The sequence below is a fragment of the Pseudobdellovibrio sp. HCB154 genome (assembly GCF_046267985.1).
In the GTDB taxonomy this organism is placed as follows: domain Bacteria; phylum Bdellovibrionota; class Bdellovibrionia; order Bdellovibrionales; family Bdellovibrionaceae; genus Pseudobdellovibrio.
Window position 1 is genome coordinate 2,174,875 of sequence record NZ_CP176530.1, and the last position, 15,370, is coordinate 2,190,244.

The 15,370-nt window shown below is 39.6% G+C and carries 17 protein-coding genes; 3 read left to right on the top strand and 14 right to left on the bottom strand.

Features of this window, described 5'->3' with window-relative positions; genetic code table 11:
• Positions 1 to 76: 76 nt before the first annotated feature.
• From rpoZ to ACKWCF_RS10595, 7 genes are all read right to left on the bottom strand, one after another.
• Positions 77 to 316 (bottom strand): DNA-directed RNA polymerase subunit omega, encoded by a 240-nt coding sequence (gene rpoZ, locus ACKWCF_RS10565; RefSeq protein ID WP_409477553.1) that lies wholly within the window; start codon positions 314 to 316, stop codon positions 77 to 79.
• A 55-nt stretch (positions 317 to 371) separates the two neighbouring features.
• On the bottom strand, positions 372 to 917 hold the full coding sequence (gene gmk / locus ACKWCF_RS10570; RefSeq protein ID WP_409477554.1) for a guanylate kinase: 546 nt from the start codon (positions 915 to 917) through the stop codon (positions 372 to 374).
• A gap of 25 nt (positions 918 to 942) precedes the next feature.
• Complete coding sequence (locus ACKWCF_RS10575) at positions 943 to 1,833, bottom strand: YicC/YloC family endoribonuclease (protein WP_409477555.1); 891 nt, start codon at positions 1,831 to 1,833, stop codon at positions 943 to 945.
• 39 nt (positions 1,834 to 1,872) lie between these two features.
• On the bottom strand, positions 1,873 to 2,808 hold the full coding sequence (gene miaA / locus ACKWCF_RS10580) for a tRNA (adenosine(37)-N6)-dimethylallyltransferase MiaA (RefSeq protein ID WP_409477556.1): 936 nt from the start codon (positions 2,806 to 2,808) through the stop codon (positions 1,873 to 1,875).
• Complete coding sequence (gene mutL, locus ACKWCF_RS10585; RefSeq protein ID WP_409477557.1) at positions 2,805 to 4,625, bottom strand: DNA mismatch repair endonuclease MutL; 1,821 nt, start codon at positions 4,623 to 4,625, stop codon at positions 2,805 to 2,807. Before mutL ends, miaA begins: the two co-directional genes overlap by 4 nt.
• 39 nt (positions 4,626 to 4,664) lie before the next feature.
• Positions 4,665 to 5,483: an SH3 domain-containing protein gene (locus ACKWCF_RS10590; RefSeq protein WP_409477558.1), complete on the bottom strand. Its 819-nt coding sequence runs from the start codon at positions 5,481 to 5,483 to the stop codon at positions 4,665 to 4,667.
• A gap of 61 nt (positions 5,484 to 5,544) precedes the next feature.
• On the bottom strand, positions 5,545 to 5,973 hold the full coding sequence (locus tag ACKWCF_RS10595) for a hypothetical protein (protein WP_409477559.1): 429 nt from the start codon (positions 5,971 to 5,973) through the stop codon (positions 5,545 to 5,547).
• Positions 5,974 to 6,072: 99 nt separating this feature from the next.
• Between ACKWCF_RS10595 and ACKWCF_RS10600 the strand changes: the two genes are divergently transcribed.
• Genes ACKWCF_RS10600 through ACKWCF_RS10610 form a run of 3 tightly spaced genes read left to right on the top strand, consistent with a single transcriptional unit; the run spans position 6,073 to position 7,468 of the window.
• A complete protein-coding gene (locus ACKWCF_RS10600) occupies positions 6,073 to 6,561 on the top strand; it encodes a hypothetical protein (RefSeq protein ID WP_409477560.1) in 489 nt (162 codons plus the stop codon).
• Between the two features lie 16 nt (positions 6,562 to 6,577).
• A complete protein-coding gene (locus ACKWCF_RS10605) occupies positions 6,578 to 7,120 on the top strand; it encodes a YIP1 family protein (RefSeq protein ID WP_409477561.1) in 543 nt (180 codons plus the stop codon).
• Between the two features lie 15 nt (positions 7,121 to 7,135).
• Positions 7,136 to 7,468, top strand: coding sequence for an Mpo1-like protein (locus ACKWCF_RS10610; protein ID WP_409477562.1), 333 nt, complete (start codon positions 7,136 to 7,138; stop codon positions 7,466 to 7,468).
• Between the two features lie 165 nt (positions 7,469 to 7,633).
• Here ACKWCF_RS10610 and ACKWCF_RS10615 read toward each other — a convergent pair whose 3' ends face one another.
• The 7 genes from ACKWCF_RS10615 to ACKWCF_RS10645 form a co-directional block, all read right to left on the bottom strand.
• Positions 7,634 to 8,425, bottom strand: a complete 792-nt coding sequence (locus ACKWCF_RS10615; RefSeq protein ID WP_409477563.1) for an enoyl-CoA hydratase-related protein — start codon at positions 8,423 to 8,425, stop codon at positions 7,634 to 7,636.
• An 18-nt stretch (positions 8,426 to 8,443) separates the two neighbouring features.
• Positions 8,444 to 9,448, bottom strand: a complete 1,005-nt coding sequence (locus tag ACKWCF_RS10620) for a tetratricopeptide repeat protein (RefSeq protein ID WP_409477564.1) — start codon at positions 9,446 to 9,448, stop codon at positions 8,444 to 8,446.
• On the bottom strand, positions 9,448 to 9,888 hold the full coding sequence (gene dut, locus ACKWCF_RS10625) for a dUTP diphosphatase (RefSeq protein WP_409480256.1): 441 nt from the start codon (positions 9,886 to 9,888) through the stop codon (positions 9,448 to 9,450). The genes ACKWCF_RS10620 and dut overlap by 1 nt, the downstream gene beginning before the upstream one ends.
• A 28-nt stretch (positions 9,889 to 9,916) precedes the next feature.
• Entirely contained in the window at positions 9,917 to 11,221 is a 1,305-nt protein-coding gene (locus tag ACKWCF_RS10630) for a M16 family metallopeptidase (protein WP_409477565.1), read from the bottom strand.
• Between the two features lie 18 nt (positions 11,222 to 11,239).
• Complete coding sequence (gene pnp / locus ACKWCF_RS10635; protein ID WP_409477566.1) at positions 11,240 to 13,333, bottom strand: polyribonucleotide nucleotidyltransferase; 2,094 nt, start codon at positions 13,331 to 13,333, stop codon at positions 11,240 to 11,242.
• A 254-nt stretch (positions 13,334 to 13,587) separates the two neighbouring features.
• Positions 13,588 to 14,883, bottom strand: coding sequence for a hypothetical protein (locus ACKWCF_RS10640; protein WP_409477567.1), 1,296 nt, complete (start codon positions 14,881 to 14,883; stop codon positions 13,588 to 13,590).
• Positions 14,870 to 15,289: a hypothetical protein gene (locus ACKWCF_RS10645; protein ID WP_409477568.1), complete on the bottom strand. Its 420-nt coding sequence runs from the start codon at positions 15,287 to 15,289 to the stop codon at positions 14,870 to 14,872. The genes ACKWCF_RS10640 and ACKWCF_RS10645 overlap by 14 nt, the downstream gene beginning before the upstream one ends.
• Positions 15,290 to 15,370 lie beyond the last annotated feature (81 nt).

Consider the following 15,370-nt stretch of genomic DNA (forward strand, 5'->3'; position numbering starts at 1 on the left):
TATAGGATAAATGAAAAAACCCGCCTTGTGAGCGGGTTTTTAACAAATTTTAACTGATTCGGACTAAGGACTAAACTTACTTGTTTAAGTCTTTTAACATGTCTTCGCGAGCGGTTACTTCATCAACTTTAGTGTCGAAAACCACGTTACCGATCGCTACTTCACGTAATGAGTTAACAATGTATTTATTGTTACGAGTCGCTACTGTGCACTCGCCACCTTTAAGTAATTGCTTTGCGCGTTTAGCTACTAATAAAACTAAAGCAAAACGGTTTGGAACTTTATCTAAGCAATCTTCAACGGTAACGCGAGCCATGGGACCTCCGGTAAAGAGTTATTTATACGCCTAAAGGCTTTAAATTTCAAGGATATTACGCCAACCAGGCGTCTACGATCTTCTTAAATTCGGCAAAAGAGCGATTAAAATCGTCATTAACGATTCTAACGTCGAATTCGTGGGCCTTAGCCATCTCTTTTTCAGCATTTTGCATGCGGATTTCTAGGTCTACCGGGGGTACGCCATCACGTTTGATAACGCGGCGTCTTAGCTCATCTAACGATGGAGGCAGGATAAACACTGTTTTAGCGTCAGGGTATTTGCTTTTAAATGTTGCAACACCTTGGATATCGATATCCATGATCACCACTTTACCGTTCGCCCACGCGCCCTGTAATTGCTCGTAAGACGTACCGTAGTGGTTTGTGTGAACCTTAGCCCACTCGATAAAGAAATTTTCATTCTTCTTCTGTTCAAAATCTTCAGGAGTGATAAAGAAATAAGGTTTACCTTGGCTTTCACCAGTGCGCATAGAACGAGTGGTGTACGTAACGACGTCGTGCAAACGATTGTCTTCAGCGGCTAATTTTTCCACAAAACTGCTCTTGCCTGCTCCACTTGGAGCCGCAACGATGATCATTCTTGTAGGTGATTTAGCTTTGTCGTTACTCAATGTTCTGTACCTGTTCTCTAATTCTTTCGATAAGTGTTTTAGCTTCTACAACAGATTCAGTGATTCCGGCAACCTGACTTTTTGATCCGATGGTATTAACTTCACGCAATAATTCTTGTGTATAAAAATCAAGCTTTTTACCTTCGACAATAGAGCTATCAATCAACTTTTCAAAGTTTTTCAAATGCTCTGTTAAACGAATAAGCTCTTCGTTAATATCTGCTTTCTCGAGCTGAATAACGATCTCTTGAGAAATGCGTAAAGGATCAACTGACTGACCCACGACTTCTTTCGGTAAACGTGATTTGATTTTTGCTTCGAATTTTTCCTGAAGGATTTTATTCGCATCATCACGTAATTTAGAAATCTTAACCACATGCTTTTGTAAATCTTTTAAATTTTTAGAAAGATCTTTTTTTAAAGCTCCGCCTTCGCGGATTTTTTCTTGCTCGAATTTTTTAAGAGCCGCTTCAAAAGCTTTTTTAAGAAGAACAACTTCTTGCGGATTTAAAGTGTCCACTTCTTCCATTACGATCACATCCGCTTGGCGCGAGATTAGATCAAAACGAACGGCTTCGTTCATTTTTAAATCTTTAGCTAACTTCTTGAAAGATTTTAAATACTCTTGAGCAAGGCGTGTGTTGATGACGATTTTACCGGCTGTGTGGCTGGCTTTTAATTTTCGTGAAATATAAATATCAACTGTTCCGCGTAAAGCGTATTCGCCCAGTTTTTTCTTAAGATCAGATTCAAAGATAAAATAAGGTTTTGGGAGGTGAAAACGAGTTTCTAAAAAGCGACCGTTAACCGCTCTGATACTAATCTCTAATGCTACTTCGTTGGTTTGGGCCCGGCACAGACCGTAGCCAGTCATACTTTTCATTTATAAATTATCGCGTGCTTTATTCTTAGGCGTCAAATTTTAGTTTCTGAGAAAGTCCTGTACCTTATTCTCAAGAACCCCAAAATCAGGGGTGAAAACATCAGACCAAAGTATAGCTTCATCGCGCTTAAACCAAGTTTTCTGTTTTTTAACAAGTTTCATCGTGGCTTGTGTGATTGCTTGCGCTAACTCTTCACGCTTAAGCTCCCCTTGCAAATACGCTTTTGTTTCATGATAGCCTACACTAGAAAGTGGCGCCCAATTTTCAAAGCCTGCTTCTAAGAAATGTTTTGTTTCTTCGATAATACCTTCATCAAGCATTTTTAAAGTGCGTTGATGCACACGTTGCACGAATTTTTCTTTATCGTCTGTTTCAAACGTTAAGCCGATTTTCATTGATGGGTATGGAAGTTTATTTTTATTTTCTGACGCGGCAGAATTTTTGAATTCAGACATTTTTAAATTAAACGCACGTTTTACTTCTAAAGCACGGCCTACGCGGTAGTGATCGTTCGGATGAAGTTCTGTCTCTGGATCAAATTCTTTAAGTTCAGTGAACATTTTTTCAGAGCCAAAAGTTTCAAAATCAGCTAAGACTTCTTTTTTTATTTCTTCACTGACTTCAGGTAAATCGTACATTCCTTTTTCTAAGGCTTGAACGTAGAAACCTGTGCCACCAACGACAAAAAGAGGTGATGTGACTTTTCCTGATTCGATTAATTCATAAAAATCACGAATGTACTGACCAGCTGTCATCTCATGCGGGGCTTTAACATACGAAAATAAATAATGTGGAACCTGTTTTTTTTCGTCTTCACTCGGAGCTGCCGAGCCAACAATTAAACCTTCGTAAAACTGAACGCTATCAATGTTGATAATGCTTCCATTAAACTTTTTTGCCAATTGCATCGCCAAGGCACTTTTGCCAGATGCTGTGGGACCTACTACAAAGATAACTTTAGTCTTTTCACTCACAGGGTGCGACCAAACTGCTTTTCGATATCATTAAACGTAAATTCAATCGAAACCGGACGACCATGCGGACAGAACGACGATAACGGAAATTCATCCATGGCTTTAAGTAATTCAACCATTTCTGCTTGCGACAGGCTTTGCCCCGCACGAACGACTGAATGGCACGCCATCGTTGCAAAAAGATCTGCGATTGATTTTTCTAGTGAATAACTTCCACCGTAATCAACTAAGTCAGTGGACATCTTATCAAAAATTTTTGGTAACGCGGCTTCTTTAACAAATAGTGGAGCTGATTTTACCCCGATCACTGATGGACCAAGAGCTTCAATTTCAATTCCCATTTTCGCGATATTTTCAGATTGCGCCAGTAACGCCTCTGCTTTTTCAGGAGATAAATCAATCGCTAACGGAAATAAAAAATCCTGCTGGTCAATGGCTCCACCTTTCCATTTACGCATTAACTTTTCAAAAGCGACACGTTCATGGGCTGCGTGCTGGTCGACTAAAACCATGCGATCGTTTTTTTGACAAACTAGGTAAGTTAAATTTAACTGCCCCAGAACTTGTAAACTTGACCAGTACCCGCCTGCTGTTTCAGTTATTGCCACAGGAGTAGAATCCACTTTTAACTGCGATAACTGTTCAAGCGCATTTAATTTAGTTTTAAACTGGGTGTTTCCTAATGATGAACCAAGATCAGTGAAACGAGTTTGATCTTGCACACTCATTTGCGGAATTTCACGCACAAAAGATTGGTAACTTGCACCCGCTGCTGGTTGAGCTTCAAAAGAAGCCGCACTTGATTCAGCTTGCGCCACTTTTGGAATCCACGGTGCTAATTCTAAACCTTGCCTAACAGCGCCATGAACCGCGCGGAAAGCATCAGACGCATCTTGAAATTTCACCTGTGATTTTGTTGGGTGAATATTCACGTCGATTAAATCTGGTGCGCATTCAAGATCAATCACCACTTGCGGGTATTCACCGTGCATTAATAAACTTCTGTACGCTTCGGTGATCGCCGCTTGCAAACCGCGATCTTGAATCCAACGTTTTTGCGCAAAGATCCAAATATTTTTCGATGTTTTTTGCACATCATGCGGCGATGAAAAGTAAGCTTTAACAACGTAAGATTTGTAGCGGTTTTCTTGCGTATAGATTTTATTTAAACCTAAAACTTGCGACGCACGCACTGATAAGTCTTTCGCATCACCTTGTGCTTTAAAAAACAAATCAAGTTTACCGTTTTCGATTAATTTAAATTCAACATGCGGATACGCTAAAGATAAAGCACGAATCACGTTTCTAATTTGCGCAAGTTCGGCTGAATCTGACTTTAAGAATTTTAAACGCGCCGGAACATTTTCAAATAAAGCATCAATGGTAATTTGTGTGCCGGTATCAATTGATGAAGGCATCACTTCACTGATCACACCAAAATCAGATTTAATCTGAAAGGCCGATTTAGCTTTTTTGGCTTTACTCATTAAAGTCAGTTTTGAAACCGCAGCCACCGAGGCTAAGGCTTCACCACGAAAACCGTAAGTTGATAAATTCCAAAGGTCATTGGTTTGGGTGATCTTACTGGTCGCGTGACGTTGCAAAGCTAAAGGTAAATCTTCTTTTACGATGCCGTCACCATTGTCTGTAATCTTGATAAACTTACCGCCAAAATTCACATCGATTTGAATTTGCGTAGAGTTTGCATCTAGTGAGTTTTCTAAAAGCTCTTTCACTAAATGTGACGGACGTTCAACCACTTCACCAGCGGCAATTTGATTCACAACATCGGGAGATAAAACCTGAATAGAAGACATGCGAGGATTCTAATAAGGGCTAATTCGCCAATCAAGAAATTAGAATAAGAAAGCAACGCCAAAACCGCCGTAAGATTCTTTGTCCCAGAAATAACGTAGACCTAAATCAATCGTAACATAGCGGCTATGAAGCATGATTCCGGCTTGAAAATCTAAACCCACAGTTAAATCTTGCAGGTTATATGTGCTTTGAGGGCGCAATGGGGCATCTTTAATCGTAAAATACGAATAACGTAAAAATGGACCGGCGCCATAGCGAAATGAAGTGTTTGAATTTAAGGCAGAAACATTAGAAATTCCTGCGCTGCCCCAAAAAACGGCGCCAGAAGTTTTAGCTCCGGTTTTTTCTTCGTAATAATCCGGCGCTTTGGGAGCCACCATCAAATCATAGGCTAAACCTGATTGGTAATTTCCTTGCATCGGTTGAAAACGAAAACCGAAAGCCTGAAGATCAGCCACTTGGTTTCCACCCATGGTCTCTTCGTGAAAATTAATTAATGAAAATGTAACACCTTTGTAATTAATGTTTGGATTTTCAGTATCATCTTCTAGCGCTTCTTCGTCTTCTTCGCGCTTAGCACGCTTAGCTTTTTTATCTAAGTCATCGCCACGAAAAGGCGTCTCTTTAACGGTTCCAACGCCTTCAATGTACACGTCAGTGTCTGGAATATACCCAATCGTGCCGTCTTTAAATTTAACTTTATAAAATTCGCCGTAAGTTTTTTTAGAAACAAGAAATGTTTCATCAGGGTCAACGGTACCGATGGTTGCCGAGTCAAAATCAGCGCTGCCATAAACATCGGTATCAGCATTTAAAACATGGGCTTTGTTTTGCGCAAAAACGCATTGTAAAGACAAAAATACGAATAAAAAAACGAGTGAAGCAAGGCGCATCTCCCGTAATTATTAAATCAATGGATTAACCGCGCAAGGATAAATTTTCACCACGTGGCTGAGTATTCTCAGCTGGGACGCGGCGTGGAGCCAAATTCAAAGCTGGTTTTAATAAATATTCCGGGCGCTCTGAACGTGTTTTCATAAAATCTTTGATTTTAGCTCCGGCAAGTTCCGGGCTTCTGACATAAATCACCGGATCAAAACCGCAGTGCTGACACACCATTGATTGGCGCCAACGAAGCTGTGTAGCGCTCTCGCCCACCATCAATAATGTTCCCATAATAATCAAACCGCGAATATCCGGCTGATGCCAGATGGCGTAGGTCATTACGTAACTTAAAAGCACCATGCCTACAATTCCTGACAGACTCATATGCTTACTTGCATAAACTTTGCGAGTATTCTTACAAAAAGCACAGTAGCAGGATTTACGGTTTTGCATTTGAATCATATATTTCTAGTTTGCCAAAGAATGGGTTTATTTTCTATTCTGACAATGAGCCCTTTTTAAGGATTGGCCCAAAGCCAAGCGGTACACATAGCGAGAACGATGAAGTTAGAACTAAAACCAAACTGTTTATTGACTAAACGCCCTCTGAAACTGGTCTCTGGTCCAAAGAGCATCTTCTTTTACCAAAAACCCTGGGGAGATCTGCCCGAGGTTCTTTACGAACACGGCTACCGCGCCTCTTTGATGCAGCTACCGTTTAACAATAAAGAGCTGCGCCAAAAGGCCTTCACTCACCGTCTTTCAGAGCTTGATAACACGCACATCATTATCGATGAAAAAACTTATCAGGAGTTCTCTGAAGCTTTAAAAAATGTGAATAATTCAACGATCAATATTATCGGCGAAACGTTTAAGCCGAACTATAAAACTTCGTCATTAGCTTACAGTTTACACCGCCGTTGGCTTAATTTTTTAGGCTTTACCGCAACTGAACCACAGAATTTGTTCATTAATGCGGATAAAAACATATGGTATGCCTTTATAGATCACTGCGTGAAGCTGGCAGAACTTGATTTCCTTTCTGAATAAGTGAGATAATTTCTCTATGAGAGAAGTTAATCCCAACATGAATCATCAAAAAACTAACGTTAAAGAAATTCTGAATTACCTCAAAGAATTCGTGAAAAATCCCGTTTTGAAAATTACAGAAATTCCCTCTTGGGATTGGATGTCTTTAATTATCGTGCAAATCACTTTTGCCGTTGTTTCTGGCGTATTAGCCGGAGCTATTAAGTTAAATTTACTACGTGCGCTTTCTGGTATTTTCTTAATGCCGATTGTTTCAACGGTATCAAGTATGCTTCTAACAACGTTTTTCTATTACTACTTCCAGTTTTTTGAAAACCGCACTGAAAGCTACCGCAGACTTTTTGCGTTTGTGACATTAGCTTCAATTCCATTTTACATTTTTCAAATCGCTTCAGAATACTTTCCACCAGTCACTTTAATCGGTTTTGGTTTCACAAGTTTACTGTGCGTTGTGGGTTTAACTGAAAACTTTCAAGTGGATCGTAAACGCGCCTACCAAATCGCCGTGTTTTTATATCTGCTTGTACTAGCAACTTGGTTATTAAATAAATATATTTAAAACAAAGGATAAAAGATGAATAGAATCAAAACTTACTCAGAATTTTGGTTTTTCTATCTACAAGAGCATTCTAACGCGACAAATAGAATGCTTCATTTTATCGGAACAACTTTTGTTTTTATCTTTTTAATCACTGGCTTAGTGACGCAAAATTATAAATTAATCTGGCTCTGCCCACTGGCGGGATACGCTTTTGCCTGGGTAGGTCACTTTAAAGTTGAACATAACCGCCCAGCTACTTTTAAGTACCCGTTCTGGAGCTTAATCTCTGATTTTAAAATGTATTTCTTTTTCCTGTTCGGAAAACTAAATGCCGAAATCGAAAAATCTAAAAGTTATAAGTTTTAGATTTAAAAGAAACGAAACTCAAACCACTTCGTTTTCGATAAGTTCACTTCACAATTAAAGCTCTTTCCCTCAAACGAACATCCTGAATTGCAAAGCAATTCAGGATGCACCAAGCCGATCACTATCTAGATTAATAAAGTAAGCCTGTTCGGCGCGGTAGCTACCCTAAGCTTTCTTTTCAAAAAAGGCGTTTACCGCAGCCTCGTGTTCAGGTGTTCTTTGCGCAATCCCTTGAAACGCCGCTAATAAATCTAAATTCACTTGTAAATCATGACTGTAAGCTGCTTTTAAAGATTTTTTCGCCATTTGCAATGCCACCGCCGGAAGACTCGCAATCTTAGTTGCTAAAGCTGAAGTTTCTTTTTCAAGATCTGCCGTTTCTACATAGTAATTCATTAAACCAAATTCAAAAGCTTTTTTGCCGCTAATAATTTCTGCGGTCATCGTCATTTGCATAGCTTTTGCAAAACCTACGATACGGGTTAAAAAGAATGTTCCGCCGTCACCGGGAACTAGTCCTAACTTTGCGAAAGTTTCACCAAAACGTGATTCTTCACAACCGATACGTAAATCACACATCATTGATAGATCACAACCAGCACCGATCGCTGCGCCATTCACCATAGCAATAATTGGTTTTGATAGATCTTCCATGCATTTTGGAATTTTTTGAATCCCTTGCATATAGCGCATACGTAATTCATTTGAATCGCCATGAAACATGCCTGACTTATCTTTCATCGCTTGCACATCGCCACCCGCTGAAAAAGCTTTACCCGCCCCACGAATCACGATCACTTTAACATCTGGATTCATTTCAGCTTTAAAAAGTGTCGCCGTTAATGAGTCGATCATTTCGTAACTGATCGCATTCATTTTATCTGGATTGTTTAAAGTAATCCATAGTTGGTTTTGATTTTTAATTTCAGTTGAAAGATGCGCTAAATTTTGACTCATAACTTTTCCTTAAATTTACTAAATCAATGAAAACGATAAATAAAACAGACCTTCAGCTTTAGGTATATTCATTTGATCTTTAACTTTATCATACGCTTCGCTAAAACGTGGGTCATTATTAGAAAGTGATTTCGCAAATTCTAAATTATTTAAAGCTTGCGTGCGATCACCTTTGTTCCAGCCGGCCCAGGCCAAATAGTAATAACGTAAAGCCTGAAGCTTACCGTCTTCTTTAACATTCGGAAAGATTTTAAGAAGTTTAGCTTCGCCATCAGCTGAATGAATCAGACCGTACATATACATTTCACGAACTTCTAGGTCGCGCGGGTTAAGGGCGTAGGCTTTAACTAAATAAGAAAACAGCGGCCCCCCTTCGGCATAAACCGAAGGTTTCTGACCAAAACCTAGAGCCTTGATATAAACCTTTAAAGCTTCAAAGTTATTGGGGTAAGTTTCAATCAAGGTTTGCACCATTGTTTGCATCAATTGCGGATTTCTATCGGGCTTAAGCATTTGCGCCTGAATTTTTCGCTGTAACACAATCTGTGATAAACTCTTAACATCAATATCATCTGGATATACAAAATCAGTCACATAACTTTGATAAACTTTTAAAAAAGCCTGGCACATTAGAGTTTCAATAGTTTCAGTGATTGTCGAGTTATGAGTTCCCAACAAACAGCGCTCTAAAGTACCGACATCGACAGACTCGTTTACCATAAAACATTTTACATCGTATTTTTGTGGATTATTTTTTCTGGCTTGAACGATATCTGCGTAATCTTTTCTTTTTAAAAGATCCTCGTGCTGAGCCTTACAAGATGGGCTTTGCAAAAAATCTTCTTTACTTACAATTGTATTCGAGGCTGAAGCTGCAACATTTGCTGTAACTGCAGTTGCTTGAGCTTCGCCTTCATTTTCTTCTGCAATTACGCCAGTAAAATTATTTGAAAAACCGTACCATAAAACGACGGTCGCAATGACAGCAATAGCAAAGACAACATTCCTTGCTACTTCCTTCACTAAGCTTTACCTGTTGATCCAAATCCACCAGCGCCACGAGCTGTATCAGATAACTCATCAACCACATGAAACTGCGCTTGAATGATCGGGCAAATAACGAACTGAGCACAGCGCTCTTGATCGTTAATCGTGATCGGCTCTTGGCCAAGATTGACTAAGATCACTTTCACTTCACCACGGTAATCAGCATCGATTGTGCCCGGTGTATTTAATACCGATAAACCTTGTTTCGCTGCTAAACCGCTGCGAGGACGCGCTTGAATTTCATAGCCCACAGGAATTTCGAAAGTTAATCCTGTTGGCACTAAAGCGCGCTCCATAGGTTTTAAAGTTAACGGTTGGTCTAACTGCGCACGCACATCAAAACCACTCGCACCATGAGATTGGTACACTGGAAGTTCACCTTTGAAATGAGGCCATTTTTTAATTTTAACTTGCATCATACGTTGTCTCCTGCAAAATCGCACGTTACTTGCGTGAAAAGTCGATCTCGTTCACCCATGATTTCATTTTTGAAACATGAGGGCCCATTAAAATCACGGCCATTTTTTCCAGATCGAAGTGGTCTTTAAGATAAGCTTTAATTGATTTTTCATTCACCGCTTCAACTTCTTGAATGACTCTTTCAACAGAACGATAGTCTTCAAAAACCATTTCATTCACCCCTAAAGATGTCATGCGGTTTTCGATATCGTCAGAGCCCATTAATAATTGGCCACGAACTTGGGTCTTAAATAAATCTAAATCAGATTTTTTAATACCGTCTTTTTTGATTTTTAATAATTCATCTTTAATTGTATTGATAACTTTTTTAACTTTTTTTGGATCAGTGCCTGCGTAAATCGTAATATTGCCTGAATCCACTTGCGTATTTAAAGATGAAAATATGCTATAAGCCAAGCCCTGCTTTTCACGCACAGCTTGATAAAGTTTTGAAGTCATTCCACCACCTAATAACGAGTTTACGATAAACGCTTCAAAGCGGAATTTATCATGAAAACTTGTCGAAGGTAACGCGAGTAGAATGTGAACCTGTTCTGAATCATCATCGTAGAACTTACGAGCCGCTTTCCAGCGAGGTGCACGACGTGTATCAGGTACGGTAAATTTCTTACGCGAACGAAACATCTTTTGTGCTTCAATCACTAAAGCATCGTGCTCTAAAGGCCCAGCGGCTGAAACGATAAGGTTACCACCTTGGTAAAACTTTTTATAAAAGTCATACACACTTTTTTGCGTAAGCTTAGATAGAGTTTCTGCTTTTCCTAAGATCTGACGACCCAATGGATGATTCGCGTAACTATGTTCAAATAAATAATCGTAGATAATTTCTTCTGGAGAATCATCGCTCATCTGAATTTCTTGAACGACAACTTTTTTCTCTAACTCAAAATCCTTTTTAGAGATTTTCATATTGCACACAAGATCTGATAAAACTTCTAAACCGGTTTTCCAGTCTTCTTTTAAAACGGTGCAATGATAAGTGGTGTGTTCACGCGTAGTGTACGCGTTTAAGTCGCCACCTAATGATTCTAAAGATTTTGCGATTTGATAGGCATTGCGCTTTTTTGTGCCCTTAAAAACTAAGTGCTCTACAAAATGTGACATGCCGATTTCTTCGGGGTCTTCGTCACGCGTGCCGGTTAAAACCCACACGCCTAACGCCACAGACTTAGAGTGCGGATGATATTCACTCACCACACGCACTCCGTTTGATAAAATAGATTTTTTAAAGTGAGACGACAATCTGTTAATTCCGATCGGCTTCGCCAATACCCTGCTTATAAAAAACTACTGTAATAAAGCTTTACGAGAAAGTTTAATACGACCTGAACGATCTACTTCAAGCACTTTTACATCAACCATGTCGCCTTCTTTAACAACATCAGTTACTTGTCTTACGCGCTCGTTAGCAAGTTCAGAGATATGTAATAAACCTTGTGTATTAGGTAAGATCTCAACGAAAGCACCGAATTCAGCCACTTTCATTACTTTACCTTTATACGTTTTACCAACTTCAGCTTCAGCACAGATCGCTTCGATCATAGCAATAGCTTTTTTAGTAGCTGCTGGATCAGCAGATGCGATATTGATCGTACCATCATCTTGGATCTCGATTTTCACACCGGTTTGCTCAGTGATTCCACGGATAACTTTACCGCCAGAACCGATAACTTCGCGAATTTTGTCTGGTTTAATTTTGATAGTTTCAATACGTGGAGCAAATTCAGAGATTTGACCACGAGGTGCTTTCATCACTTTTTCCATTTCACCTAAGATATGTAAACGGCCTTCTTTAGCTTGGTTTAAAGCTGTTTCCATAACGGCGAAAGAAACTGAGTCAATTTTGATATCCATTTGTAATGCTGTGATACCAGTTGCTGAACCAGCTACTTTGAAATCCATATCACCTAAGTGATCTTCGTCACCTAAGATATCAGAAAGAACGGCTACTTTATCACCTTCTTTAATTAAGCCCATCGCAATACCTGCAACGTTAGCTTTAATTTTAACACCAGCATCTAATAACGCTAATGTACCCGCACAAACTGAACCCATTGAGCTTGAACCGTTAGATTCTAAAACTTCAGATACGATACGGATTGTGTATGGGAATTGAACGTGATCAGGAGTAACGGCTTTGATCGCACGTTCTGCTAAGTTACCGTGACCGATCTCACGACGACCTTGACCACCAAAACGACCTACCTCACCTACTGAGTATGGAGGGAAGTTGTAGTGTAAGTTAAATTTACGTTTAACTGTTCCGTTTAATGTTTCAACTGTTTGTTCGTCATCAGCTGTACCTAAAGTCACAGTACCTAGACATTGTGTTTCACCACGTTGGAATAAGCCAGAACCGTGAGCGCGTGGTAATAAACCAACTTCACACATGATTGGACGAACTGTTTTTAAATCACGGCCGTCAATACGACCACCATCTAAGATTTGCGCACGAGCCACTTTGTACTTGATGTCTTCAATGATAGCGCCAACTTCTTTTTTACGTTGTGCTTGAAGTTTTTCATCAGTTAACGTTTTCACTAATTGAGTCATCGCTGCATCTTTAGCGGCATCGAAACCAGCGTAACGATCTTGTTTAACTTTTTGTGATAATGCTTTTGTGATTAACGGAGTAATTAAGTTTTCAGCTTGAGTTCTGAAGTCAGCATCGATAACCGCAGGAGTAAATGCACGTTTTGCTACTGAACCAGTTTTCTCACGTAACTCTTCTTGCATTTGTAATAATGGCATAATTGACTGGTGACCGAATTTTAAAGCCGCTAAAGCATCAGCTTCAGAGATAAATTTCGCTTCGCCTTCAACCATTAAGATACCGTTCTTAGTACCAGATACGATGATGTCCATATCTGATTGAGCTAATTGCTCTGGAGTAGGATTCGCAATGAACTGGCCATTTACGCGACCAACTTGGCAAGCTGCTGTTGGGCCGTTGAATGGAATGTTAGAGATGTGTAATGCAGCCGATGCGCCTAATGAAGATAATGTATCCATTGGGAATGAACCGTCAGCAGAAAGGATTGTCGCAACAACTTGCGTGTCGTTTAAGTAACCTTCTGGAAATAACGGACGGATCGGACGATCGATGATACGCGCTGATAAGATTGAATCTGTAGATGGTTTACCTTCACGTTTGAAGTAACCGCCTGGGATTTTACCGATAGCGTAGTATTTTTCGATGAACTCAACTGTTAATGGGAAAAAGCTTTGATCTGGTTTTGCTTCTTTAGCAGATACTGCAGTAACTAAAACCATGTTGTTGCCGCAAGTAACTAAAACTGCGCCGTCTGTTTGTTTTGCTAAACGACCAGTTTCGATTGTGATTTGTTTTCCTGCGATTGAAGTTGTAACTGTGTTGACCATGTATTTGTTTACACGCGCACTTGGTGCGACGGTCTCCTTTATTCTTTTTTTGGGAAACGTTTTTACGAAATTTATTAGTCGTTTCCGCTATATAATTTTGTTCTTCTTTTCGTACAGACATTTAGCCACACAAAGGCTCATTCGCCAATGACAAAAACACCCGAAAAGGGGTTTTTGCGTGCAACAAAAAAGGCCCACTTTTGTGAGTGAGCCTTTATCAGATTTTTAGTTTTTTTCAGATGCGCGTCAGAGGGCTAATTTGCATAGTCTGCAGGATTAGATTTCTTAATGTCTGCACCATTACTAGGCGAAATCACCTCATTGATCTTATCCGCTGACGTAGGCTTCGCAAATTTGGCTAAATTTTTAATTTTATTCGAATGCCGAGGGCACGCCTTACGCTCTCCTAAGTAGCCATCAAGCAAATTCGTAAAAGCATACCCTGAAACCGTGTGGGTTCCCGAACCATAAGATGCGCACAGGTAAGATTCAGCATGTGATAACTTATTAGCCTTTAACGAATCCGAAACCATGTCTTTGATTTCTGAATTGTTCATCAAAGAATTCATCATGATTTCTGAAGTTCCCGCCCCGTAAACCGGTTTAGTACCCATATGAATTTTATAAAGACAGGCATTAGCCATGGGCTCGTTCACGCCGAACTTACCGTAACCGTTGAATGATTGCGCTGTTAAGGCCATTTTCTCTTCAGGAAGCTTTAATCTTGCGCCACGTTCTTGTGCGCCAGCAAAACGGTTGGCCATATATTTATGAGCGATCAAATCTAAAATCTTAGCGCGAAGCTCTGGCCCCGGATAACTGTAAACTTGATTCGGCTGATCACGAATAGGCTCATGCATAAAACCTGACATTTGCGTTTTTAAAGTCATACAGCAATCATCTTCGCGTGCCTTATCAGTTAGAAAAAACTGAGCACTTTCACCTGCAGCAAACTGACTCTCCATACACACCGTCATATCTTTACCTTTAGGGTCTTCAGTAAATTTTTTAAGACGAGGGCTACGGTTTTTAATGCGATTTAAACCGTTGCTATCATAACCGACACGCACACGATCACACCCCATAACATCAGCCACCGCAATCGCATCTAACGGAATCGTTCCGAAACTTTCGGCGTAAGATTCTGCGGCCGTCATATTGTCGACAACTTTTTTATTTGATGCCACCGGCGGATTTTCAGTCATAACAATCGCTAAAGTTAAATAAGGATCGTTTCCAGCTTTAATAGCTGCATCAATAATATTTTTAACAGTTTTACGAGAATAGCGAGTTGATTCTTTACTTTTATAGTAATGATCATTCGGTGTCGAAATCGTAATAAGCTCTGATGACTTATTTACTTTTTTAGAGTCATAACAGCTTAAATAACCGTTGGATAAAAAAGCCTTACATTCATCAGAGTTCTGAACTAACGACACATTTTCAAAACGCGTTAATTTTTTCCCATGACAAGAAACTTGATAATCAAAAGCTTGTGCTTGAACTCCGAAGACCAGAATTAAAAGTGCTGTGAATTTATTTTGTTTCATACACTTTTGTTTCCTTATTGAAAGTCCATTTCATTTTTGCTGACTTGACATCGCTGGCTTTTGTTTGCGTCAAAATCTCGGGAAGATCTGAATCTTTGCTCGATTTTGTCTCGACAAAAACACCGTCAATCATTCCGGCAAAATCGAAACTGCCGTTGCTATTTTTAACGAAAGCATAATACGTGCACGACCCGACACCGCAAGCCGAAGATGAATTTAAAAGAATCACACCGTGTGTGAAGTCTTTATCTTTTTTTAAAACGATACGACTGATGTCTTCAGCTTTTACTTTTTCTTTTTGCGCCACATAGTCGGCCAAAAAAGATTCTTTTAAGGTCGTTTTCGTGTTTTGCGAAAACGCGCTGATTACGGAAAATAGCACTAGGAAAAATGAAATTTTCGTCATCCTTCTATTTAACCATTTTTTCGGTTAGTTAGCTAAATGACATCGAAAACACAGGACTTTTGTAAAGCCAAAAATACAAAA